The following is a 22,974-nucleotide window of genomic DNA, read 5'->3' as shown; positions in this document are numbered from 1 at the left end:
GGTCGTCGGCGCCGACCCGGTCCGCGGGACCACGTGACAACACCTTCCCGCTCGTCGGATCGACGGCGTAACCTCGCGGCATGCGCTGCCGCAGCCGGACACCGTCACATTGCACCGACGGCGCTACCGCACCACAAGAACAGGTGACGACATGAATCGAGACAGGTCCCAGCCCCGACGACTTCGCGTCTCTGCGCTGGCTGCGGTCGCCAACCCGTCGTACGCACGCATCGACACCTGGAACCTGCTCGACGATGCCTGCCGTCACCTGGCCGAAGTGGACCTTGCCGGGCTGGACACCACCCACGACATGGCAAAGGTCAAACGGCTGATGGACCGCATCGGCGCCTACGAGCGGTACTGGCTGTATCCGGGAGCGGAAAATTTGGCGGCCTTCCGCGCTCACCTGGAGAGCAAGTCCACCGTGCGGCTCACCGAAGAGGTGTCGCTGGCGGTGCGCCTGCTCAGTGAATATGGCGACCGCACAGCGTTATTCGACATTTCGGCGCCGCTGGCCGACCAGGAGCTGGTGGCCCAGGCCAAACAGCAGCAGTTCTATACCGTGTTGCTCGCCGATGATGCGCCGCCGACGGCGCCGGAGAGCCTGGTCGAGTGCCTGCGGGAGTTGCGCAACCCGGCCGACGATGTGCAGTTCGAGATCCTGGTCGCCCCCAGTGTCGAGGACGCCATCACCGCGGTTGCGCTCAACGGCGAGATTCAGGCCGCCATCATCCGCCACGACCTGCCGCTGCGCTCGCGTGACCGGTTACCGCTGATGAACGCGCTGTTAGGGCCCAACGACGCGGAGGGCGGGGTGGTCATTCCCGATCGTCCGCACGACTGGATCGAATGCGGCGAGTGGATCAGAGAGCTGCGGCCACACATCGACCTTTACCTGCTCACCGACGAATCGATCGCGGCAGGATCCGACGACGAGCCCGACGTCTACGATCGGACCTTCTACCGCCTCAACGATGTCACCGACTTGCACAGCACGGTGCTGGCCGGGCTGCGAAACCGGTTTGCCACCCCGTTTTTCGACGCCTTGCGCGCCTATGCGGCCGCACCCGTCGGACAGTTCCATGCGCTGCCCGTCGCACGCGGCGCCAGCATCTTCAACTCCAAGTCGCTGCACGACATGGGCGAGTTCTACGGCCGCAACATCTTCATGGCCGAGACCTCGACCACTTCCGGTGGCCTGGACTCGCTGTTGGACCCGCACGGCAACATCAAGAAGGCGATGGACAAGGCTGCGGTCACCTGGAACGCCGACCACACCTACTTCGTCACCAACGGAACCTCGACGGCCAACAAGATCGTCGTCCAGTCGTTGACCCGGCCCGGCGACATCGTGCTGATCGACCGCAACTGCCACAAGTCGCATCACTACGGCCTGGTGTTGGCCGGTGCATACCCGCTGTACCTGGATGCGTATCCGCTGCCGCAGTTCGCGATCTACGGGGCGGTGTCGCTGCACACGATCAAGAAGGCACTGCTGGACCTGGAGGCCGCCGGGCAGCTGCACAAGGTCCGCATGCTGCTGCTGACCAATTGCACTTTCGATGGCGTTGTCTATAACCCGCGGCGGGTGATGGAGGAGGTGCTGGCGATCAAGCCGGACATCTGCTTCCTCTGGGACGAGGCGTGGTATGCGTTTGCCACCGCCGTTCCGTGGGCCCGGCAACGGACCGCGATGGTGGCTGCTGAGCATCTCGAAAACAAGTTGGTGTCAGAAGAATACGCGCAGCAATTCCGGCAGTGGTCGGTATCGATGCAAGGCGTCGACCGGTCGGAGTGGGTTGATCGCCGGTTGCTGCCCGACCCGGCTCGCGCGCGGGTGCGGGTGTATGCGACGCACTCCACCCACAAGTCGTTGTCGGCATTGCGGCAGGCGTCGATGATCCACGTCCGCGACCAGGACTTCAACGCGCTGGCCCGCGACGCGTTCGGTGAGGCGTTCTTGACCCACACCTCGACATCGCCGAACCAGCAACTGCTGGCTTCACTGGACTTGGCGCGCCGGCAGGTCGACATCGAGGGATTTCAACTCGTCCGCCAGGTCTACGACATGGCGCTGGTGTTTCGGCACCGCGTTCGCAAAGACCGGCTGATCAGCAAGTGGTTCCGCATCCTTGACGAATCCGACCTAGTGCCCGAGGAGTACCGGGCTTCCTCGGTCAGCTCGTACCGTCAGGTCCGCCAGGGTGCCCTGGCCGAGTGGAACGAGGCGTGGCGTTCCGACCAATTCGTGCTGGACGCGACGCGGGTCACCCTGTTCATCGGCAAGACCGGACTGAATGGATACGATTTCCGCGAAAAGATCCTGATGGAGCGGTTCGGCATCCAGATCAACAAGACGTCGATCAACAGCGTGCTGCTGATCTTCACCATCGGTGTGACGTGGTCGAGCGTGCACTACCTGCTCGACGTGCTGCGCCGGATCGCCACCGACTTTGAGCGGACTCAGAAGGCGGCCAGTGCTGCTGATTGGGCGTTGCACCAGCGCAGGGTGGAGGAGATCACCCAGGATCTGCCGCACCTACCCGACTTTAGTGAGTTCGATATTGCGTTCCGCCCTGCTGACAACAGCGTGTACGGCGATACGCGGGCTGCCTTCTACGCCGGCTACGAAGAGTCCGAGCGGGAATATGTGCAGATCGGGATGGCCGGGCGGCGGCTGGCCGAGGGCAGAGCCCTGGTGTCGACGACGTTCGTGGTGCCCTACCCGCCTGGTTTCCCGGTGCTGGTACCTGGGCAGGTGGTTTCCAAGGAGATCATCTACTTCCTGGCGCAGCTCGACGTCAAAGAAATCCACGGCTATAACCATGAACTCGGGTTGTCGGTGTTTACCGACGCTGCCCTGAAACGAATGGAGGCGGCTCGCACCGCCGTCGCCGCCGCCGCCGGCGACGCGCTGCCGGCCTTCGAGGTACCACCGGACGCGTCGGCTCTCAACGGGGACGGCGTCGTGGGGGCTTTTGCCGAGGACGCGTGAGAGAGCCGGCGCGATGGGGAGGTTGGCCTCGCTCGGCTCGGCACTGGTCGAAGACAACTCGAAAATAGTTGCAGCATAGAGTGTTTCGACGAATTAGTCGAGTGCAGAGGTGACCACGTCGTTAGCTGCATCGCGCGGCGGCAACTGCGCAGCACCTGCCCGCTACGGCGCCCCGTTGGCGCCGGGCGTGCCGAACAGCTGCCCTCCCCTGCCGCCGGCGCCGCCGGCCCCGGCGGCGCCGGAGAGCAGGCCACCGTTCCCGCCGGCGCCGCCGTGCCCGCCAGGCCCGCCGTCGCCGATCAGTCGGCTGTTGCCACCGTTGCCGCCGGTCCCGCCAGGCCCCCCGACATCGAAGCCGTCGCTGCCCGCCCCGCCTGCTCCGCCGGCGCCGCCGGCGCCGTACCACCAGCCACCGTTACCGCCGACTCCGCCGTTGCCTCCGAGCCCGCCGATTGGGCCGAATTGGCGGCCAGCGCCGCCCAGCCCGCCGACGCCGCCGTTTCCGATCAGGCCCGCGTTGCCGCCTGCCCCGCCGACACCGCCGGCGCCAAAGCCGCCGTTACCGCCACCGCCGCCTTGTCCTCCCGCGCCACCATTGCCGAACAGGTGGGCGCCGCCTCCGGCGCCGCCGTTGCCCCCGGTGCCGCCCTGGCTGCCGTTGGCCATGCCGCCTACAGCGGCGCCGGTGCCACCGGCGCCGCCGGTCCCGCCGATCGCGCCGGTACCGTACAGCCACCCGGCGGCCCCGCCGATTCCGCCGGCCCCGCCGGCCCCGCCGTAGCCGACCGCGGTGGTCCCGCCGTCCCCGGTACCGGTGCCGCCTTTGCCTCCGGCCCCGGCGCTGGCGCCGTGGCCGATGAGCCCGGCGTTGCCGCCGGCCCCGCCCGCGCCACCGGTGCCGATACCGGTGGCGTCGTCGACCTCGACCCCGTCGACCCCCTCGACCCCGTCGACCCCCTCGACCGGATCGTCGACACCCGCGGCCAGCTGCTCGAGCACACCGCCGCCGGCATCGAGGCCCTGCACCGGGCCGCGGGAACGGGAAATTCCGGTGTGGCGGATTCCGGCTTTATCTAGCCCCCGAGATATCGCGGTGCACGATGTGCGTGTTGGAGCAGTGCGGACGGTGATGGGCAGCATTCATGACCTCCTCGAATTGGGGTTTATTCACCGGTGGGTATAAGAAAAAGATTACTGGCGGGTTTTGGCTTATGCCACATCCACGGGAAGAAACTTTGGCCATTGTTGCGGGGGAATTCGGGGCGCCTCATGGGGCCGTTCGCCGCGCCCTTTACACGGGGCCGGCCGCAGGATGGCGCTGCGCCTGTCTGCCCGCCTTTGCTGCATGTTTGCGCGGGGTGGGGCGTGGCCCCATCCACCGGTCGCAACCTATCCACAGGTGCGCGCACCGGTGTCACACGGGGCGGGTAATGTGTCTTGCCCGCGCCCGATTTCACGACAATTCCCGCCCGATGAAGACGGGTTGGTAAACGCTCGACGGCATCGACGTGGGCGGTTATAGCGGTTGCCGCGAATGTGGTGGATCGCGGGTTCGTTCGTCGTATCCTGCGATTTGCATAAGCGTCGTTGCCCATTCTCAGCAATTGTTCATATTGGCCGTCGCCGCCCATTTCTCGGTGCCTTTCGCGGATTGACCGGAAGGACCGGCCCTCTCGGGCCTGGCCGGTGAGCGGCCCCCCGGGACATTCGCGAACCCCGGCGGGCCCGCGGCGGGGCGAAGGCCCGGCGGGCTCGATGGTGGGCGTGCCGGTGGGGCCAGACCTGCGCCCCGACCCCACCGGCCCCGGCGTTACTTCCCGGCTGCCTCGGTCAGGTACTGCTCGTAGACCTCGTCGGCGGTCTGGGCGCCGGTGATGATTTCCTCCACCGGCGCCAGCGTGTAGCCGTTGGCGGCCAGCCAGCGCAGGTAGTCGGCACAGGTGACGTGCTGTGACCAATGGCCGGTCGCCGCGTTGCGCCAGGCCTCCTTGGGGGTGCGGGCCTCCAGCGCTCCCAGGACCAGCGCCAGGGTGAGGACCTGGGCGCGGGCATCGCCACTTGCCGGCAGGGTAGAAGCGACCTTGGCCACCGATCCCGGACCGTCCAGGCCGAGCAGCGCCACGATGGTCTCGGCGTTGTTGTGCCCGGTCAGCAGGTAGCTGTCCCGGGCCAGGGCGTCGGCGACGAAGATGGCCGCACCCTTGGGTGGTGTCCGGCGGGCCAGCAGCCTGCTCACGAACTCCCGGCGCACGCACAGCGCGGCCGCCCCGAGCTTGTTGAGCGCCAGCACCTTTCGCCGCTCCCGCTTGTCGGCCTCGGCGCGCTCGGCCTCGGCCCTGACCCGCGCGGCCGCCCGCGCGCCGGCGTCGGGCTCGCCCCGGTCGCCGGCCTCGGTGTCGACCATTCCGGCGTTGCGGGCAAACCACGGGTCGGGGGTCAGCCCGGCGGCGCGGTAGTCCAGGCAGAAGTAGTGCGGCACGAACACGGTGGCTTCGGTGACGGTCGCGGCGTGGCGCAACCCGTCCGCCGGTGTGGCGCCGGGGTCGTCGCGGGTGTCCCAGTCCACGTCGTCCTCATCCACGACGGCGCCGGTCTGCACATCCACGACAGCGTCGGCCTCGTAGAACTGCACGGCCCAGTGCGCGGGATCGGTCACGGCCCGCTCGTCGGCTGGCGCGCCGTCGGCGGTGTGCAGCCGGTACAGCGGGATGCAGTCGGGGTCCCACTCCTGCGGGCGGTCGGACAGCCAGGTGAAGCCGCGCTCGACAAAGCCTTGGGCCGCTTGGGCTTCGGCCTCGGCGCTGGCCTTCTCCTCACGCAGCTGGGCGACGGTGTGTTCGAAACGCGCGGTGCCCGCGGCCTGGGTGAGACGGCTCAGAGCGCCTGGCATGTCCTCGAATTCGGTGATCGCGGCCGCCTCATCGAGGCTGAACTGCCCCTCGGCCAGGCCCCGCATCGCCGCGTCGGACTTCGCCACCACCGCGGCGGCCTTCACGGTGTCCTTGGGCACCGACAACTTCTTGGCGACCCGGGGGATCGAGACTCCGGCGTCGATCATCTGCTGGATACCGCGTGCCCGCTGGGCGTCGGTGAGCTGCCGGCGCTGGTCGTTCTCCACGATCTGCTCGGTGACCCGCGCCACCAGTTGCGCGGTCTCGTCGGCCTCCGCGGCGGTGCGCACATAGACCGGCACGGTGGGTAATCCGGCCTCGCGGGCGGCCAGCGTGCGGCGCTGCCCGGCGCGCACCCGCAGCCGTCCGTCCTCGCCGCGAACGGCGGCGATGGGGATCAGCACGCCGTGCTCACCGATGCTGGCCACGAACCGCGCGTCGAGGGCCGCCTCGTCGCGGACGTTGGCGTCCAGGATCAGCGCATGGGGGTCCACGTGTTCGATGGTGCCGGGGTGCTCGCCGGGTGTGTGCCCGGTGTCGGGGGCGAGGGTGTCGGTCATGTCGGTACCTTTCTTCCTATGCAGCGTCCCTGGCGGGCCGCCTGCTCTTTTTGCCTTCTGGCAGTTGAAGATTTGGCCGGCACAGGCCCAGCGCAGTGCAAGGTCCGGGCGCACAGTGCTCACCGCGAGCGCGCGAGCGGGCGGGCATTGTGCGAGCCCTCGGGCCCGTAGCGAAGCGGAGGCCGTGGCCTTGCGCGCAGCGGGCCGCCGGCCATGATCGAAAGCCAGAAGGCAAAAACACACAGCGGCTTGGGCAGGCCCCCGGGGGGCGCCGGTCACGATCGCCCAGCGCGTGGATAGGGCGCAACGCGCTGCGTCGGTAGTATCCGCCCCGTGCCGTTAGCCAACGGTCAGACCTTTGCGGGATACAGAATCCTGCGTCTCCTGGGGTCTGGCGCGATGGGCGAGGTGTATCTGGCCCAGCACCCTCGGCTGCCACGCAGAGATGCGCTCAAGGTGTTGCCGCGGGACGTGTCCTCCGATACCGCGTATCGAACTCGATTTGCGCGTGAGGCAGACCTAGCGTCCACCCTGTGGCACCCGAATATCGTCGGCGTCCACGATCGTGGCGAAGATGACGGGCAGCTATGGATCTCAATGGATTATGTAAACGGTCGGGATGCTGCACGGCTGTTGGCCAGTAAGTCTCGCTCTGGCTTGGACCCGCGCCAAGTCGCGAACGTTGTCACAGCGGTTGCTGGCGCCCTGGACTATGCCCACGGACTTGGCCTGCTACACCGCGACGTCAAACCGGCCAACGTCATGATCAGTGCCGATCAGAAGCGAATCTTGTTGACTGACTTCGGGATAATTCGTGACCTTAAGGACATCAGCGGGCTAACGACGACCAACTGCATGGTCGGAACAGTCGCCTACGCCGCCCCCGAACAGCTACGGGGCCACGATATCGACGGTCGCGCGGACCAGTACGCGTTGGCGGTCACGGCCTACCAACTGCTCACGGGATCGCTACTCTTCCCCAATTCCAATCCAGCGGTAGTCATCGGCAGCCACCTCAGCGAGACGCCGCCCGCTCTTGCCGACACCCAGCCCCACCTGGCTGCGGTTGATCCCGCTCTTGCGATCGCCCTGGCCAAGGACCCGAAAAGTCGCTTCAAGAACTGCGCCGACTTTGCGCGCGCCTTCGCGTTGGCGACGGCACAAGTCGCTACTACCCACTACGACGAGCCCCAGCATGCCGACACCGCGGGCCGCGCGCCGACGCAACCGGCCGCTCAGAAGCCGTCCCGCAGCCAGCAAGCGGAAAAGCACCGCATCCCCGCCGCCTGCCGCACGCGCCACGAAGACCCCATCACCGAAGCAGGCTGTGGCGGGTGCGAAGAGATCGCCGCCAAAAAAGATCGCCAACCGGCGCCCACCGCCCCAGCCGGTCGGTACCGTGGGTCGCGAGCCGAAGAAACCAACCGCCCAGAAGCCGCCTGCAGCCAGCAAGCGGAAAAGCACTGCATCCTCAACGCCTGCCGCACGTGCCGCGACGACCACGCCACCGAAGCAAGCCGGGGCGGGTGCGAAGAAAACACCGGCGAGGCCAACCGCGGCCGCGCCGCGCACTGCCCGTACCACGAAGGGAACAGGAACTTCCGGGCCGCGGATGCCCGAGCCTCGGACCACGCGAGACCGCATGCCCGAGTACACGCAGCGAAGCGGCGCCTTGGCCGAACGTCTGTCGCTGCTAGTGGCACTGACGGTCTTCATTCTGACCCTGATCGGCTGTGCGGTTCTGATCTATTCCATGCGGACTGGCCTTTGACCAAAGAGGAACCGCTGTCGTTCACGGTGATGCTGTCCGTTCTCACGGTAGTTGGGGCATTCTCATCGAATCTGGGGTAAGCGCGTGTCTTTCTCATTGAATCTGGGGCACCGGGCTTAGCGTTTGTGTGTGCTGACGTCGGCGGTGTCGGCTGGGCAGGTCGTGGCGAGTGATGTGGACTTGGAGTTCAACACCCCCAGAGCAGTGAACCGAGCGGCGAAACAATCCGCCGTAGGCGGCCAGGGTGGCTCGAACAGGAGTCATCGCGCTATCGGGCCTGTGGTTCCCACGCGCGTTGTCATCGGGCGAGGGCCGGCTCACCTGTCTTGGGACAGTTGAGAGCCTTCGGCCAAACTGATTCGAAGATCGGTTGCGGTTGTCTGCAGCACGGGTAGCCACGCGTCGAGTTGGTCGAGGAGATTCGGCGAGGCCTGAGCGTGCTCGACCACGTGCAGCAACGCCTCGTGGCAGCGTTGGTCTGCTTTGGCCAGAAGGGTCGCGCCGTCGTCGGCTAACGTCAGGTGAGCCTTTCGCCTGTCCTCGCTGTCTTGCACACGGACAAGCAACCCGCGGTCGATGAGCCCGTTGGTCATGGCGGTTACGTTGGGCGCCTTCATCGCCAGTCGTACACCCACTTCGGTCGACGACGTGACTCCCTCCTCGACGAGCGAGAGAAGACGGAACTGGTTGAGCGTCAAGCCGAAGTCGACCAGCACGATCTCGATGATCTTGGACAATCGCACGATCGTGGTGACCGTTGACTTCGACAGGCGAGGACTCATACAGTTATGATTCCATAACTATCGAGAAGAGGTGTGCCTCATGTCGACCACCGCAACGGACGTCAATGCCTTCCTCCTCGATCTCAACACCGAGATCCGTGACAAGAAGCTCTCAATCCTAGATGCCGATTTCTTGGCCGCCGCCGAGGCCGGCGAACTCAGCCGCGACCAAATTGAGCGGTGGGCGCGGGTCTTCTACGCCGCGACCCGCAACGGGCGAACAATCCTCGGCACGTTTTACGCCAACAGCCCCGATGACGCTGAAGTGCGCCGCGAGCTCGCCGAGAATCTTTATGAGGAGGAAACGGGTCGCATTTCGGGGGTCAACAAGTGCCATATGGATGTGTTCTTCGATCTGCTCGCCGCGTTCGGGATCGATGCCACCGAGGCCGCGTCCCTGACGTCACCGCTGGGTGATTACGTGGCGCAGGGCCGCGCAATTGCCGCCGAGGACTATTACGTCGAACTCGCCGCGTACGGATTGAGCATCGAAGCCCCGAACGCGGAGTTCTGTCAGCGGATCTTCGATGCGCTGCGCAGTAACTACCAGTTCAGTGCGCAGCAACTAACCTGGTTTTCGATGCACGCCGAACTCGATGCCGACCACGGGGCAGAGTTTCAGGCACACGCCGCCAAGGCTGCCCTGTCCCCCAACGGGCTCAACCGATTACGCGAACACACACTAGGCATGTCGGAGGGTGCCAAACTGGTCTGGAATGGCTTCGACGCCTGGCGCGCGACGGCCGCCGCGGTCGACTAACGACGACCACCGTTGGTTCGGCCGCTGAAAGGCAAAAGGGCCCATGTACGACGACATCGACCTGACAGACCTGGACCGTTTCACGGCCGGGTTCCCGCACGGCGTTTTCGACGTCCTTCGCCGCGAGTCGCCGGTGTGGTTTCATCCGCCGACAGCCAGCACCCCAGGCGGTGAGGGTTTCTGGGTCTTGAGCCGATACGCCGATATCGTTGCTGTCGCTACCGATTTAGCCACGTTCTCCTCGGAGACCGGCGGCGGCCGCAACGGCGGTGGCACCACGCTGGAGGACATGCCCCTGGGATTCGTCGTCGGGGCGCTGCTCAACATGATGGACGAGCCCCGTCATGCGAAATTCCGAAAGCTGCTGACGCCGAGCACGACACCACGAGCGTTACGGGCGATGGAGGACGACCTACGTCGCCGTGCCGTCGGCATCGTCGAGGCGGCGCTGGCCAAACGTGAATGCGATTTTTTGGTGGACGTGGCAGCCGAATTGCCGCTGCAGGCGGTCGCTCAGCTCGCGGGTGTGCCGCAGCAGGATCGCCACGAGCTGATGGGTTGGGCCAACGTGACTTTGGACTATGACGACCGAGAGGTCGGCGAGGTCAACGACCGCGTGACGCAAGCGCATGCGCAGATGTTCAGCTATGGCACCGATCTGCTCGAACGCAAGCGCACCGAGCCGGCCGATGATCTGCTGTCGGTCGTGACCCACGCGGTGATCGATGACGAGCCGCTCACCGACAACGAACAGCAGCTCTTCCTGGGCCTGATCATCGCCGCGGGCAGTGAGACAACACGGAACTCGATCGCCCTAGGAATGTCAGCGCTGATCGACGATTCCGAAGCATGGGAGTCAGTCCGCCGCGACAGGACGCTGTTACCCGCCGCTGTCGAGGAGATGCTGCGCTGGGCATCGTCGACCCCCTATAACCGACGAACTGCCACCCGCGATGTCGAGCTGCATGGCCAACACATCGCCGCCGGCGACAAGGTGAGTCTCTGGTGGGCCTCGGCCAACCGTGACGAGGCAGTATTCGCCGATCCACACCGCTTCGACATCACGCGTAACCCTAACCCGCACTTGGCCTTCGGCCGTGGCACACACTTCTGCCTCGGCGCCTCATTAGCGCGGATGGAAATACGGGTGCTCTTCGACGTGTTGCTCGACCGAGTCGGCGCGGTCACTTTGACCGGCCCGATCGAATACGCCCGCAGCAACAAACACACGGGAGTGCGGCATATGCCCATCACGATCGATCCGCGCTGAAGCAAAGACATGCCAAGCATCGCAGAACGTTACATCGACGCAGTCAACCGCGCCGACATCGAAGCCCTCATGGCGCTCTTTGCTCACGCGGCGACGCTGCGACACCCAGCGGGCACCTTCGTCGGCGCGCACGAGATCGCGAACTTCTACCGCAGCGTGGTATTCGCCGGAAAAGCCGTCACCGAGATCGAGACGTCGTTCCGTGACGGCGACACACAGATCATCCAGATACGCGCATCGAGCCCCCTCGCGCAAACCGACCAATACGTCTACGCCGCAGATATTTTCAGCATCAGAGCCAATCTGATCGAACGACTCGACATCTATTACCGCTAGGCAGGCCAAGGTCTACTGACCAGAAGGGTCCGGAATGCTCAAACAACGCAGCGCCCTCGACAAAACGATTGCGATCGCAGGCATCGCTTACCTGGCGATCAGCGTCTGGGCCGTCATCATGCCCGAGGGGCAAATGCTTCCACCGGCAGGAATGCTCGCCACGGTGGCCGCAATGGCGGCGCTGTTGCTGGCCCACATGTTCAAGCACCTCGACTGGAAATTGATGGCGGCCTTTGTCGCGGTCGCGAGCGTCATTGAGTGGGCCTTCGAGCAGATCAACATCATGCATGGCGGATTCATCTGGGGCGATCTTCGATACGGCAACTACACCATCTTCAGCGTGCACCTTGGCAGTGTGCCGATAGCCGTCCCGCTTTGCATGGCGGTCATCCTCTGGCCGACCTACGCCGCGGTGAACCTCGCGCTGGACGGCCGAGTGGTCGTCAACCCGCACGACACGCCGTGGTGGCAGAACGTATGGCGCTGCGTGCTCTACGGTTTCGTGCACTCCTGGTTGATGTTCATGTGCAACGACCTATGCGTCAAACACGACCTCTATCGCTGGGTCGGCCACTCCGCCCAGCGTCAAGCTCAAGACATGTTTCTGGGCGATCCGGCTGCCCCCACCGGCTGGCTCATCTACGTGTTCATCACCATGCTGGCATTCACCTTCGTGATGGTTCCCTGGCTCGGTCGCGATGCCATGCGCCGAGCAGGCACCCAGCGGCTGGACTGGACCGACGGCGCACCTATCCTCTTCTGGGCGGTGATGGCCGTGCAGAATTTCCTCAGCGCAGTCAACAACCCCACCGTCGCCAACGTCGTGATGTGGACCATGGGATTCTTCGCCGTATTTACTGGCTACCGATTCGTAACGATAATGCGCGCTCAACGTAGCCAGCGAAGTGCCGATTCAGACCAAACGTTCTCCGCCGATCCGACTTTAACCGGCAGCGCGAACAACATTACATAGCTATGTCTGGTCCCGGCACCCTCATGGGCCTGAGCGAGCCGAGCCCCATCCCGAGACCGACAGCCGGCCTCGACATGGTCTCGCGTGAACACCTGCTCAGACAGGCCGCACTGCCGGCCACGCCCTCAACGATGCATCCACTACCCGATGAATCGCTTCGGAGGTGTCCTTGCGGTCGAAAGCGCTGGCAGACCCGGTGAGCGTCAAGATCGCCGCGGCGCCACCAGGAAACCGACTTGCCCCAGATTCAATGAGAAACACGCGACCCCAGATTCTCATCCAAACTGGGGCACCGCAGGCCAGGGGACATAGCGTGCCCCAGATTCAGTGAATGAGAACGGACAGATGCCTTCTGCGCCGACGTCGGATGACGGGTTGTCAGACTCGACGTCACTCCTGGGGCAGGAGTCAGGGGCACGCACCGCCGGTGACCGGGCAGATGCCCGGATCGTATTCACGGCGCAGGCGGGTGCTGACGAACTCGGCGTTGCGGCCGAAGCCGGGGGAGAGCCACCGGCCGATGACCATCACGCTGACGTGCCCGGCGCCGGCCGCGCGCAAGGCCAGGGCCGCGGACTGCGCCCGCGATCCGGTGGTCCACGTGTCGTCGAGCACCAGGATGTGCTGGCCGGTCAGGCCGCGCGCGGAGGTGACCTCGAACTGAGTGGCCGACGCCAGCCGCTCGCCGGTGGCGCCCGCCGCCGGTGACAGGGTGAGGTCCTCGCCGGTGGCCTTCATCGCCGCCGCGAGCGCGACGAAGGGATGCACGCCGGGCCGGCGGTTCAGGGAGGGCACCGCCACCCGGGCGCTGACCGGTTGTCCCACGAGCGTCTCGATGCACGCCTGATGGCGCGTGATCCCCAGGTAGAGCAGCCGGCGCAGCACACGTGCGTGCTGGCGCCTGGCCTGGGCGCTGGGGTCGTCCTTGTAGTGGCGCAACACCATGCCCGACTGCCGGCGCTCGATCCCGTACACCAGTGGCGCCACGACATCGGCGGCCACACCGGCGCAGCGGTCGTGCTGGCAGCGGTAGCAGCGCTCGTACCCGTCCACCGGCGTGGTGCAGGTGACGCAGGTGACGAAGGGCTCGCGGATGACGTTGCGCAGGTAGCCGCCGGCCTGGCCGACGAGCAGTCGCGCGGTCTCGCCGACCGGGTCGCACCGATCGCTCAACGCCGGCTCGGCCGTCCCGCCGCGGGTGCCGCCACGTCGAGGTCGTCGCTGTCGTGGTCGTCGAGGATGCCCTCGACGATGTCCATCACCTCGGCTGTGCTGCCGGCGACGTAGACACCGGGGCGCTCCCGCATCGCCTTCCCCCACGTCGTGGCCTTGACCACGAGGTCGGTCAGGATCACCGGGCGGCCGTGCTCGACGCCGGCGCGCGCCTGGATGCGGGTTCCGCTGTGCTCGCCGGCCTCGACGATGACCGAGGCCCGCCCCAGCCCCGACATCGTGACGTTGCGCATCGGAAACGACTGCTTGGTCGGCGGCGCGTCCGGCAGAAACTGCGACACCAGGGCGCCGGCGGCGGCGACCTGCTCGTGCAGTTCGCGGTGGCTGGCCGGGTAGACCCGGGTGATCCCGGTGCCCAGCACGCCGATCGGCCGCCCGCCGGCGCGCAGCGTGGCCTCGTGCGCGGCGCCGTCGATGCCGGCCGCCAGACCCGAGATCACCGCAATCCCGCGCTCGGTCAGCCCCTCGGCGATCTGGGCGGCGAGGGCGCGGCCCCGCCCGGTGGCATCGCGCGATCCGACCACCGAGACGCCGCGCTCCTCGGCCCGCAGTTCCCCTGCTACGAACAGCAGCGGCGGCATCTGGTGGATCCCGCGCAGCCAGGTCGGATACTGCGCATCCAGGACCGTTACCAGGTCGAAGCCCGATGCCGGGTCGGTCCACTGTGCGAGCTGCTGGCCGGCCCGCTGCAGTCCGGGTTCGGCCATCCCGTCCAGGGTGGGCGGATGCAGGTCGTGCCAGAGCGCCAGCGCCGAGCCGCGCAGGGTGACCTCGGAGGCGATCGTCGACCAGGAGGTCTTGCCGGCGCGTTCGCCGGCCAGGGCGGGCCGCTCCTCCAGCAGCGCCAGCAGCGCCGCCCGCTCCTCGTCGGCGGATGGGTCGCCGACGGGCCCCAGCGTGGGGGCGGAGCCGAAGTTGGGCTGGGCGGCGCCGCTGGGCCAGCTCACGTCCATCGGCGCCTCCTCTCCCTGCCCGGACGCCGTGTGCTGGGCGAGCGACCCGGCTGATTCGCAGTGTATTCCTGAGCGTATCGACGGCGCGGGCACGCCGCGCGCGCTTGACGCGCGCGACCGTCAGCTTTGCAGACGGTGACGGCCACCCCGTGGGATCGTGTTCGCCGCCCTCGGCGGGCCGGCCGTCGCGCAGTGCGACGCGTTTGGCCCGACGTGACCTGGGACGTCCCTGCTAGATGGCGGCCCGGGCCGATGTCTTCGAACTCGGGGAGGAGCCGCATTCGAATGACCCCCGGCCAGCCCCGAAAAGCATTGTGGCAGCACGTAAGCAGCGCGTCTCGACGCTTCTTGTGGCCACCAGCGACATCAACTGCCGTGCCAAGTGCTCCCGGAGGGCGGCGGGCGGCTACCGCTGGGGATCGGGCGGTGGCACCGGCGGATAGCGGCCGAAGGTGCCCCACGGGTCACCGGACAGGAACGCCCGGTGCTGGCCGTCGGCGCGGGCTGCGATCCTGTCCTGCTCCGCACGGCGCTCAACGGCGCGTTCATACGCCCGGTAGCTCAGGTAACCCAGGCCCGCCAGAGCCACCAGCGCGATGAACACCGCAGGATGGCTGACCGCCAGCCCGAGCAGGAGCAGACCGCCGAACACCGCGGCGATGATCAGCGCGGTATGAGAGAAAGGAGCGGGCCGGCCGGCCACCCGCACCCGCTGCGGGCTGGCAACAGCCACGATCAGCCATACCGGCAGCCACATCCCGCAGGTGAGCAGTGTCAGGACCAGATGCAGGGCGTGGTTGGGGCCTGCGGCGACGACGTACGGCGCGGGGGCGCCGACGGTGTTGTGGATGACGATCGACGGCGGCGGGGGAGGCGTCGGCGGCGGGAGGGGCGCGCGATAGGTCCACTGCTGGCCGTCGAAATAGCGCTGGCCCGGCGCGCCGGACGGGTCGGGGTACCAGCCGGGCAGCGGCGCGCCGGTCATCAGATCCTCCTGGGTGTGAAGCAGAACATGGGGCGAAATATAGGCGGGGGCACCGACACCGACGGTTGCGCAGCATGGTGGCTGGTTCTGACCGGCGAGAAAGACGGCGGTCACCGCAGGAATCGACGGGACGCGATCCACGCCGGGCTGGGTGATCGTCGTTGGCATCGCATGCCAAGCGGGCGACCAGACGAGACTCGATCACCTCATCGCCAATGTCTACCCGGGAGCGGTCAGACCTTCGCGGGTTGCAAAATCATCCGCGCCCCACTGGGAACCCCGGGTGAATTGGCGCAGGGTGGCGTCAGGTATAGGAAACTGGCGGAGTGGGATTGAAGTCTGGAGGAGCAATGGGTTCCAAAATGTTCGCGGCCGCGGCTATCGCCATCAGCATAACCGTCCCCCTCACCTCAGCACATGCTGACACTGTCGACAGTCAATTACTTGGCAACATCCATTCCATCAACTACCCGAGCCTCTCCACACTCGTTGACGCTACCCCTGAGGTCGTCGTCAAGACGGGTCGCTCGGTCTGCTCAATGCTCGATCAAGGTTACGGCTTCCTAGCGGTCCGAGGCATGATTCTCGACCGGTTGGCCATGTACGGCGACAATCGAAACTATTACGCGGGATTGTTCGGTGTCTACGCGGTGCAGTCATATTGCCCCGCTCACCAGGAGGACAGCGGGTTCAACGGCAACTACTGAGCTGAGAAGTAGTATCGGCATTCCCCGCCGCGTTTCGTCTCTGAGAGATCCGATTCGTCACGGTGACGATTTGCGCTAGCCGTGGGGTACACAACGGGAAATGCGCTGCTCGCTCTACAGGGCAATTATTGATTCCGGGGCGCACGCACGCATGGGGGTCATCCATCGTTGCGTTGCCCTCAGCAGCCGGCCGGCTTGAGCGGGCCGGAGCATCAGTCCCGGCAGTGTGACCGTCGGGACGAAGGCCCAGCTTTATCCACCGGGTCTGCATACTATAGACGAGATACATTGCGCCACAACATATTTCGCTGATAACGGATATTATGTCAGGTAAAGTACGTCGTTTTCAATTGTGTCCCAATAGCTTTCGTTGTCTGGTCTAGTCGGAGTTCCGCTGCGCCGGCGTACGACGCACATTGAAAGAGCCGCTATGGTGTGCCCAAGTCCCACGGATTGATCAGTTCGATGCCGGTGTCGACAAAATCGCTAATGTTGCGGGTCGCAAGTCCCGCATTCCAGTTGCGGCAAATTGCGGCGATCTGCCCGTCGGCCATGCTGATCTGGAGCCCGATACGCTCCCGACTGGCGACGATATCCGCGTAGTGGGTTGCGGCCAGCACGTCGAACGGCAGAATCTTGTCGCCGAATTCCTCTGTCAGCAGTCCGTCGACTTTCGCACGCAACTCCCGTCCGCGTCGGCCGTTCGGCAATCGGGCGACGCCATACAACAGCTCAGCCGCCGTCACCGCCGTCAGCATTACGTCGGACGCATCCAAGCCGTCGAGCCAACCAACGACGCCCAGGTCTGGAGCTTTACGAACAAGCTCCGAGATGACGTTGGTATCCAGGACGATCATTCGTCAAGGACCGCCGCTCGAGGGCGTTCGGCGCGGCTGGGCAGATCAAGGTCCACACCCCCAGTCTCCGAGAAACGCTGCCGAATCCGCGTACCCATCCCCGGACCACCTGCCGGACGCTCCAATACCGTCCGCAAGATCTCCCGCACCTCTGACTCCATCGAGCGTCCGTGCTGTGCAGCACGGACGCGCAGCGCAGATTTGAGCTCCTCATCGAAATCACGAATCGTCAAAGTCGCCATCAGTTACTCCTCGCCTATTGCTGTCACTGCAGTCAATGCTAGCAGTCAATGGCGGCATTACGCTCTGGCTGCGCAGCAAACTTCGCCCGCGCGGCCAGATGCGCCTCAAGCAAGTAGCCGAAACGAGGACGGTCGGTTGGTGGGTTGCGAATGCCCATGACCACCCGCGCCTGTCGGGTAAGCCGTCAGATGCGAGGAATACGGCGGAATCGAATAGGGCGGGTTACCACCAACGGCTAAATAGATTGCAGGCCAACGCATTTAGATCACCGATAAGAAGCAGATAACAACAGCAGCAGCCGATCCCCCCGCTCCTATCAGAGAACCGCCGATGTTGGGGCCGCAGACACGACCGGCGTGGGCGGTGCGATACCGACCCGAGTTCATCGCCACATGTCTGCGGTGAGGGCCGACGATGATGATGAGTACTACGCATCAGAATCAAGGCGAATGCTTCCGAAACACTCTGCTATATAGCCTATTTCGTCACCGTGACGGATTGTCCACCCGTAGTCGGCCAGCTACCGCCGCTCGCGAGGTAGGCGAGCGGGTCACCCTGAGCGAAACCCTTTCGAACTGGTGCGGGTGCAAACCACAGTGCGGCTTTCCACCAAGTACAATCCGAACAAGCCCGAGACCAAATATCAACCCGTGCAACATGGCATGAAGCGGATCAGCTCACCGGGACTCCCGTCACCAGACCACGGTTCGTCCTGAAGAACGGCACCGCTCTTTGTCCAGCACAGTTCGCACGGCGCTCGTCGGCTTCGCTTTGATACGCCGGCCATGCAAGGCAATTGAATACGAAGGAATCGAACATGCGGGGTTACCGGTAAATCGCTCCGCAATGCGTAGCGTGCCGTACGATCTACTGCTCGCGCCGCTTCCGTAATACGCACGAGCGCAACCGGAATCGAGTCGGACGCGTCACGATTCAACTACATGGAGGTTGATTCATCAGATAACCCCGGCGGCAAATCCTGGTTCACCTGTCCGTTGTCATTCGATCTGAGGCATTGCCACACTATATGAGGCATCGGCGTGTCTTTGCCAAGCTACAACCCGCAGGCACCAACCGGTCAGCAGCGGCGGTGGCGGCGATCGCTGGCGCGTTGGCTGCCGGGGCGCCGGCGGGCACGGAGGGCCTTTCGCGATCGGCCGGGTGATCGCAATCCAACAGTCGCGCGGGACCTCGATGACGGCGCGGCGAGGACCGCGACGGCTAAACCGAGTCAACCGTGCCGAAAACCTTTGCCAGCGCGGTCAAGTGAGTCAGGATTTAGCCCCAGATAGTCGGCACGCACCCGGTCCCACAACTCCAACTGCCCCCAGGCGGGCTCGTCGCGAATCTGCTGATCATTAGTCAGAAATGGGTTCGGGAACATCACTGTCATCATCTGTTCGTCACGCCCGTTGTAGAGCCGCACACCCCATGAGGAGGGAAACCCATCGCCGCCGAGCCGACGATACAGCTCGGCGCGCGCGCACCTTCGGACTCGGCCGCGCTCGGGTCCGCTTTCCCGGTGCTCACCGATGCAGAGGTGAAAATGCCAGCGGCCGAAGTCGACCGTCGCGTACCCGTCGTACATCGAGATGCGCTTGGCAGGGTTGGGCGCCGCCACCTCCCAGGCCGCGCCCTCCATGATGATGCCGAACCAGATTTCGTCCCAGTATTCGCCGAAGCACAGATGGATCAAGTCCAGCAGGTGTTGCTCGTCAGCAGGCAGCGGCCAGCGATGCTCTCGTCCGCCGTCTTCGGTGTCGACGACGGTGTTGGCATCGGCGTTGACATCTGTCATGACGCCCCCTTCCTCGGCGGCTAGCAGCCTAGGCTAACCACGCAGTCGCCGCCCGGGCGGTCGGATCGCCGGGAGTCGCTGTCCGCCGCACGTCGGTGGCGTCAATTGATGTGAATCAGCACGGTCGTGATGCGACAATGTCACCCGTAAGGCGATGACGATAGAGGAAACCGGTGCAAATCCGGTGCGGTCCCGCCACTGTCATCGGGGAGCGACCCTCACACGCCACGGCCGCCAGGCTGGAAGGCGAGGCGAACTGCGATCCGAGAGCCAGGAGACTCGCGTCATCGCGTCCTGCGAATCCGGGGCGGTGCACCCCGAGAGAGCTGGCCGGTTATGGCGCTGCACGTCCCGTTCGAACATCCAACCGCTGCGTCGTCGCATCCGATCGCGATCAGCCACCGATGACCGCCCCGATCTGGATCGCTTCCCCTCCGGAGGTGCATTCGGCGCTGCTCTCCAGCGGTCCGGGCCCGGGTCCGCTGCTGGCTTCAGCCGAAGCCTGGGAATCGCTGAGCACGGCCTACGCCGAGGCGGCCAACGAGCTGACCGCGCTGTTGGGCGCCGTACATGCGGGAGCTTGGGACGGTCCGAGTGCCGAGGCGTACGTGGCCGCGCATGCGCCGTATCTGGCGTGGCTGACGCAGGCCATTACCGACAACGCGGCAATGGCCGCCCAACAGGAAATCGCTGCCGCCGCCTACCTCACCGCGCTGGCCGCGATGCCGACCCTGCCCGAGCTAGCCGTCAACCACGCGACCCACGCTGCGCTGGTGGCAACGAACTTCTTCGGCATCAACACCATCCCGATCGCCCTGAACGAGGCCGATTACGCGCGGATGTGGATCCAGGCGGCCACCGTGATGAGCAGCTACCAGGCGGTCGCTGACTCTGCGGTGGCAGCCGCGCCGCCCGCCGAAGCCGCACCAGCGATTTGGTTCACCGAGCTGCAGAGCTTCCTCGAAGGCCTAGTGCCGAAAGTTCCCTACCCCAATACCGACGACTACCCGCTCTATCAGGAGATACTGGCGTTCTTCAACAAGATCGGTTTCACCGAAGTCACCGATCCGTTCGAGGACTTCTTTAGCGGCTTGAACGGGTCGTCGGTGCTGCCCCCGATCGGGGTTCCCGGGTCGTGGCTAGCGTTCACCGGAAACCCGCTGAGCTACCTCAACCCCTTGAGCATTGCTTATGTCCTGGCGGTGCCGCTGGACCCGGGCTCCTACGTAGCCTTCACCAGCATCGTCATCATCGACGACTTGCTCGCGATCCTCTATACCGCCGTTTTCAATCCCCAAGCTCTTGTCTTCGTCGTACCGCTGGCAACGGTCGAGATCATCGGATCCACCATCGGTAACACCATTCAGTTGCTGCACTATCTCGTCCAGCAGACAGTCGCGTTGATCCCGGTAATACTTCCGCTGCTGTCCGCCGCCGCGGTGCCTCTGGCCGCTGCGGGCGGCCTGGCGCCCGGCCTCGCCGGTTTGGCGGGCTTGGCCGCCTTGCCGGGCGCGACCCCCGTCGCGCCGCTGGCCGCGCCGCCCTTTGGAGCCGCCCTGGCTCCCGGCTTGTCGACCTCGACCCTGACCCTTAGCCCGCCGCAGGTAACCGCCGCACCTCCGCCGGCGTCGCCGCCAACGCCGCCCGCTGCCGCAACGCCACCGCTGGGTGTACCGCCAGGCCCGGTCGGTACGGGCATGGAGGCTTTCGCCTACCTGGTGGGTGGACTCGACCTGGATGCGCGAAGGGCCGCCAGCACTCGCAGCACGAAATCCACGGCACTGAACGACACTGTCGTCCCCGAGTCAGCGCCCGTTGCCGACAAGGCGACTCAGGCACGACGGAGCCGGCGGCAAAAACTCACACAGCCTGGCCGCGGATATGAGTACATGGATCTGGAGGCGGAGACCGACGATGAGCCAGAGCTCGACGGGCGCGCCGACGCGTCGACGGTCTCGAACGAGGGTGCGGGACGGCTTGGTTTCGCCGGGACCGCGGGTAAGAGCGCCAGCGAGCCGGCGGGGTTGAGCACGGTGGCCGGCGATGCGTTCGGCGGCGGCCCCACCATGCCACTGATGCCCGGCACCTGGGGCGTCGACCGCAGCTGACGACACCGGTTCGGCAGGGTTTCCGGTATCACCGCAACCGCCCTGACCATACGATCGCAATAGCGTTGGCAGGGAGGCAATTTCCTAGCGCTGCTGAATTAAATTTCTGGCAATAGCCAAACTAACGAGTCGATCGTGCGCAGCATCCAAAAGCACCTCGGACGTCAGACCTCAAAGTGCACGCCCAGTCATTGGCTGCTGCTGACTGAAATCAAGCACCGCCCTCCCCCGAGTATTCCCGCAGAACGAGGGGCGCTACCAAGCCCCAGCTCTATCGGTCTTCCGAAAAACTGAGCTACGGCGGCAACGCGCAGGCACCAACCGCCCTGGCCGGAAGCGGCGTGGCCGCAGCTACAGCAAGCCGACGGGTTACCTCAGATGGGTTGGCAACCCACGACCCCCGGATTGCCAATCTAACTCTAACTGAGGCACTGCAATTCAGAGCGCCGAGACTGCCACAAGTAGATTGGCAACGGACATCACCATGCGAGACGGACCGGCCGATGGGCTCCGCTCCCCCGCCGTGGGACCACCGGCCGCTCGGCGCGGCTTCGCTGCCGAGGTCTGCGCCATCCTGCGATGCCGAAGAAGGACCTGACCCCAACGAAGCGTATGCCGCGCTCGCCGGCGTCGCCCCCACCACGCACGTGGCGCTGGGCCGCGACGACCACATCTGGTTGTCGCCGGTGGCGTGGCGCGGCATCCAGCCCTAGGGGATCAACTTCGAGGGACACCAAGGGCCTCGCGTGCCAGCAGGGTGGTGTCGAACTCGGCTCCGGCAGGGTGCTCGTCCATGAAGGACAGGTCAAGTTCACCGTGACGTAGGGCGGCCAGTCGTGCGGCCAGAGGCAGGTAGCGCGGGATCACCCTCGTCGCGGGATGTTCGGCAGCAACCGCGCAAGGCCGGGAAGCGCACCAGAACCGATCTCGCCCGAGACCCCCGACCTGATTACACCACCCTCGGCGGTGCGGTCGGTCATCGTTCACGTGCAGCCGAGGTGATGCCGCCGAACGGCTGCCTTCCTCGGGCGCCGCGACGAACGCCTTCAGCTTGGCCGGGGTGAAGCGGACATGAATGCGCCTGTTGGAGGAGCCCACTCCGTCGGCGGCCGGGCCCATGCCGGGGCCAACGGAACTGACCGAACTCGGGGTCTTTTCGTTCTGTTGACCGATGTCGATGCGGGGCGCTGGGCATACTCGGTGCCCGGTCGTGACGCCGACTCGAGCGCTGCCGGCAATGACCGGCTGGTGTTGCCTAACGGCGTGGCCGCGGCCGGCGCGTCTGCGCCGGAAAACAGTTCGATAGCACGGCCATGGGCGACCATAAGAATTGCGCAATCACCGCAATCTCCCAGTCCGAGAAGCTCGGGGGCGACAGGCGGGTTCGAATGCTTCGCGATCCGACCGCACGGGTCCCCCGGGTCAAGCAATCGACCTGCTCGGCGGAGACCAAGATCTGGGCCGGCTCCGCCGAGCCGGGCCGATCAGGCAGATACCAGGGGGTAGTCGATTTCGGTTTGCGCGACGTTGTTGAAGTAGTTGGTCAGCGCGTTGAGGGCGACATGGCCGATCACCTCCGCGATCTCGGTGTCGCTGACGCCGGCGCGCCGTACGGTGTCAAGCGCGGACTCGTCGATTTGTCCGCGTTGTTCGTTCACTGTCACTGCAAAGGCCAGGATGGCCGCGGTCTTGGGGTCATCGGCGTCGGCTTTTCGTGCCGCCGCCACCTGTTCGACGCTGAGCCCGGCTACC

At 65.5% G+C, this 22,974-nt stretch carries 19 protein-coding genes, 1 pseudogene and 1 riboswitch; of the genes and pseudogenes, 9 read left to right on the top strand and 11 right to left on the bottom strand.

Features of this window, described 5'->3' with window-relative positions; all coding sequences use genetic code 11:
• Nucleotides 1-151 precede the first annotated feature (151 nt).
• On the top strand, nt 152-2,995 hold the full coding sequence (locus tag F0Q45_RS07985) for an aminotransferase class I/II-fold pyridoxal phosphate-dependent enzyme (RefSeq protein ID WP_149653426.1): 2,844 nt from the start codon (nt 152-154) through the stop codon (nt 2,993-2,995).
• 162 nt (nt 2,996-3,157) lie between these two features.
• Here F0Q45_RS07985 and F0Q45_RS30140 read toward each other — a convergent pair.
• Nucleotides 3,158-3,670 (bottom strand): annotated as a pseudogene (locus F0Q45_RS30140) (hypothetical protein); the annotation flags it as partial.
• 1,135 nt (nt 3,671-4,805) lie between these two features.
• Nucleotides 4,806-6,446 carry a ParB/RepB/Spo0J family partition protein gene (locus tag F0Q45_RS07975; RefSeq protein ID WP_149653425.1) on the bottom strand — a complete coding sequence of 547 codons (1,641 nt, stop codon included), beginning with the start codon at nt 6,444-6,446 and terminating at the stop codon, nt 4,806-4,808.
• 333 nt (nt 6,447-6,779) lie between these two features.
• On the opposite strand from F0Q45_RS07975, the gene F0Q45_RS28605 reads away from it, so the two are divergent.
• On the top strand, nt 6,780-8,297 hold the full coding sequence (locus F0Q45_RS28605; protein ID WP_223163886.1) for a serine/threonine-protein kinase: 1,518 nt from the start codon (nt 6,780-6,782) through the stop codon (nt 8,295-8,297).
• 237 nt (nt 8,298-8,534) lie between these two features.
• Here F0Q45_RS28605 and F0Q45_RS07965 read toward each other — a convergent pair whose 3' ends face one another.
• On the bottom strand, nt 8,535-8,999 hold the full coding sequence (locus tag F0Q45_RS07965) for a MarR family transcriptional regulator (RefSeq protein WP_149653424.1): 465 nt from the start codon (nt 8,997-8,999) through the stop codon (nt 8,535-8,537).
• Between the two features lie 40 nt (nt 9,000-9,039).
• Between F0Q45_RS07965 and F0Q45_RS07960 the strand changes: the two genes are divergently transcribed.
• From F0Q45_RS07960 to F0Q45_RS07945, 4 genes are read left to right on the top strand one after another with little or no spacing between them, the layout of a single operon-like run.
• Complete coding sequence (locus tag F0Q45_RS07960; protein WP_149653423.1) at nt 9,040-9,759, top strand: iron-containing redox enzyme family protein; 720 nt, start codon at nt 9,040-9,042, stop codon at nt 9,757-9,759.
• Between the two features lie 43 nt (nt 9,760-9,802).
• Nucleotides 9,803-11,029 (top strand): cytochrome P450, encoded by a 1,227-nt coding sequence (locus F0Q45_RS07955; protein WP_149653422.1) that lies wholly within the window; start codon nt 9,803-9,805, stop codon nt 11,027-11,029.
• 9 nt (nt 11,030-11,038) lie between these two features.
• A complete protein-coding gene (locus tag F0Q45_RS07950; RefSeq protein WP_149653421.1) occupies nt 11,039-11,365 on the top strand; it encodes a nuclear transport factor 2 family protein in 327 nt (108 codons plus the stop codon).
• A 34-nt stretch (nt 11,366-11,399) separates the two neighbouring features.
• Nucleotides 11,400-12,338, top strand: coding sequence for a hypothetical protein (locus tag F0Q45_RS07945; protein ID WP_149653420.1), 939 nt, complete (start codon nt 11,400-11,402; stop codon nt 12,336-12,338).
• A gap of 408 nt (nt 12,339-12,746) precedes the next feature.
• Here the strand turns inward: F0Q45_RS07945 and F0Q45_RS07940 are convergent, their stop codons facing one another.
• The 3 genes from F0Q45_RS07940 to F0Q45_RS07930 form a co-directional block, all read right to left on the bottom strand.
• Nucleotides 12,747-13,511, bottom strand: coding sequence for an amidophosphoribosyltransferase (locus F0Q45_RS07940; protein ID WP_149653419.1), 765 nt, complete (start codon nt 13,509-13,511; stop codon nt 12,747-12,749).
• The gene (locus F0Q45_RS07935; protein WP_149653418.1) at nt 13,508-14,524 is read right to left on the bottom strand and encodes a DNA-processing protein DprA; all 1,017 of its coding nucleotides are present in this window, start codon (nt 14,522-14,524) and stop codon (nt 13,508-13,510) included. Before F0Q45_RS07935 ends, F0Q45_RS07940 begins: the two co-directional genes overlap by 4 nt.
• A gap of 406 nt (nt 14,525-14,930) precedes the next feature.
• Nucleotides 14,931-15,677 carry a DUF2510 domain-containing protein gene (locus F0Q45_RS07930; protein WP_262490913.1) on the bottom strand — a complete coding sequence of 249 codons (747 nt, stop codon included), beginning with the start codon at nt 15,675-15,677 and terminating at the stop codon, nt 14,931-14,933.
• A gap of 182 nt (nt 15,678-15,859) precedes the next feature.
• Between F0Q45_RS07930 and F0Q45_RS07925 the strand changes: the two genes are divergently transcribed.
• The gene (locus F0Q45_RS07925; RefSeq protein ID WP_149653417.1) at nt 15,860-16,216 is read left to right on the top strand and encodes a DUF732 domain-containing protein; all 357 of its coding nucleotides are present in this window, start codon (nt 15,860-15,862) and stop codon (nt 16,214-16,216) included.
• A gap of 428 nt (nt 16,217-16,644) precedes the next feature.
• Here the strand turns inward: F0Q45_RS07925 and F0Q45_RS07920 are convergent, their stop codons facing one another.
• From F0Q45_RS07920 to F0Q45_RS07910, 3 genes are all read right to left on the bottom strand, one after another.
• Entirely contained in the window at nt 16,645-17,073 is a 429-nt protein-coding gene (locus F0Q45_RS07920) for a type II toxin-antitoxin system VapC family toxin (RefSeq protein ID WP_149653416.1), read from the bottom strand.
• Entirely contained in the window at nt 17,070-17,315 is a 246-nt protein-coding gene (locus tag F0Q45_RS07915) for a FitA-like ribbon-helix-helix domain-containing protein (protein ID WP_149653415.1), read from the bottom strand. Before F0Q45_RS07915 ends, F0Q45_RS07920 begins: the two co-directional genes overlap by 4 nt.
• 1,232 nt (nt 17,316-18,547) lie before the next feature.
• Nucleotides 18,548-19,114 (bottom strand): DUF7676 family protein, encoded by a 567-nt coding sequence (locus F0Q45_RS07910; protein ID WP_149653414.1) that lies wholly within the window; start codon nt 19,112-19,114, stop codon nt 18,548-18,550.
• Between the two features lie 120 nt (nt 19,115-19,234).
• A riboswitch (cobalamin riboswitch) is annotated at nt 19,235-19,415 on the top strand.
• 103 nt (nt 19,416-19,518) lie between these two features.
• On the opposite strand from F0Q45_RS07910, the gene F0Q45_RS07905 reads away from it, so the two are divergent.
• Complete coding sequence (locus tag F0Q45_RS07905; RefSeq protein ID WP_149653413.1) at nt 19,519-21,222, top strand: PPE family protein; 1,704 nt, start codon at nt 19,519-19,521, stop codon at nt 21,220-21,222.
• Nucleotides 21,223-21,725: 503 nt separating this feature from the next.
• Nucleotides 21,726-21,935 carry a hypothetical protein gene (locus F0Q45_RS27560; protein WP_188112836.1) on the top strand — a complete coding sequence of 70 codons (210 nt, stop codon included), beginning with the start codon at nt 21,726-21,728 and terminating at the stop codon, nt 21,933-21,935.
• Nucleotides 21,936-21,939: 4 nt separating this feature from the next.
• Here the strand turns inward: F0Q45_RS27560 and F0Q45_RS07900 are convergent, their stop codons facing one another.
• Together F0Q45_RS07900 and F0Q45_RS07895 are read right to left on the bottom strand one after the other, a co-directional pair.
• Entirely contained in the window at nt 21,940-22,341 is a 402-nt protein-coding gene (locus tag F0Q45_RS07900) for a hypothetical protein (protein WP_149653412.1), read from the bottom strand.
• A gap of 365 nt (nt 22,342-22,706) precedes the next feature.
• A partial coding sequence (locus F0Q45_RS07895; protein ID WP_373424938.1) for a carboxymuconolactone decarboxylase family protein occupies nt 22,707-22,974 on the bottom strand: 268 nt, incomplete at its 5' end.

The organism is Mycobacterium simiae, from assembly GCF_008370645.1.
Lineage (GTDB): Bacteria > Actinomycetota > Actinomycetes > Mycobacteriales > Mycobacteriaceae > Mycobacterium > Mycobacterium simiae_A.
This window is presented reverse-complemented; position numbering and strand designations above follow the sequence as displayed.

Coding starts and splice junctions, on each gene's coding strand:
- F0Q45_RS07985 (WP_149653426.1), top strand. CDS start 152: ATGAATCGAGACAGGTCCCAGCCCCGACGACTTCGCGTCTCTGCGCTG.
- F0Q45_RS07975 (WP_149653425.1), bottom strand. CDS start 6,446: ATGACCGACACCCTCGCCCCCGACACCGGGCACACACCCGGCGAGCAC.
- F0Q45_RS07965 (WP_149653424.1), bottom strand. CDS start 8,999: ATGAGTCCTCGCCTGTCGAAGTCAACGGTCACCACGATCGTGCGATTG.
- F0Q45_RS07960 (WP_149653423.1), top strand. CDS start 9,040: ATGTCGACCACCGCAACGGACGTCAATGCCTTCCTCCTCGATCTCAAC.
- F0Q45_RS07955 (WP_149653422.1), top strand. CDS start 9,803: ATGTACGACGACATCGACCTGACAGACCTGGACCGTTTCACGGCCGGG.
- F0Q45_RS07950 (WP_149653421.1), top strand. CDS start 11,039: ATGCCAAGCATCGCAGAACGTTACATCGACGCAGTCAACCGCGCCGAC.
- F0Q45_RS07945 (WP_149653420.1), top strand. CDS start 11,400: ATGCTCAAACAACGCAGCGCCCTCGACAAAACGATTGCGATCGCAGGC.
- F0Q45_RS07935 (WP_149653418.1), bottom strand. CDS start 14,524: ATGGACGTGAGCTGGCCCAGCGGCGCCGCCCAGCCCAACTTCGGCTCC.
- F0Q45_RS07930 (WP_262490913.1), bottom strand. CDS start 15,677: ATGCCAACGACGATCACCCAGCCCGGCGTGGATCGCGTCCCGTCGATT.
- F0Q45_RS07925 (WP_149653417.1), top strand. CDS start 15,860: ATGGGTTCCAAAATGTTCGCGGCCGCGGCTATCGCCATCAGCATAACC.
- F0Q45_RS07920 (WP_149653416.1), bottom strand. CDS start 17,073: ATGATCGTCCTGGATACCAACGTCATCTCGGAGCTTGTTCGTAAAGCT.
- F0Q45_RS07915 (WP_149653415.1), bottom strand. CDS start 17,315: ATGGCGACTTTGACGATTCGTGATTTCGATGAGGAGCTCAAATCTGCG.
- F0Q45_RS07910 (WP_149653414.1), bottom strand. CDS start 19,114: ATGACAGATGTCAACGCCGATGCCAACACCGTCGTCGACACCGAAGAC.
- F0Q45_RS07905 (WP_149653413.1), top strand. CDS start 19,519: ATGACCGCCCCGATCTGGATCGCTTCCCCTCCGGAGGTGCATTCGGCG.
- F0Q45_RS27560 (WP_188112836.1), top strand. CDS start 21,726: ATGGGCTCCGCTCCCCCGCCGTGGGACCACCGGCCGCTCGGCGCGGCT.
- F0Q45_RS07900 (WP_149653412.1), bottom strand. CDS start 22,341: ATGGGCCCGGCCGCCGACGGAGTGGGCTCCTCCAACAGGCGCATTCAT.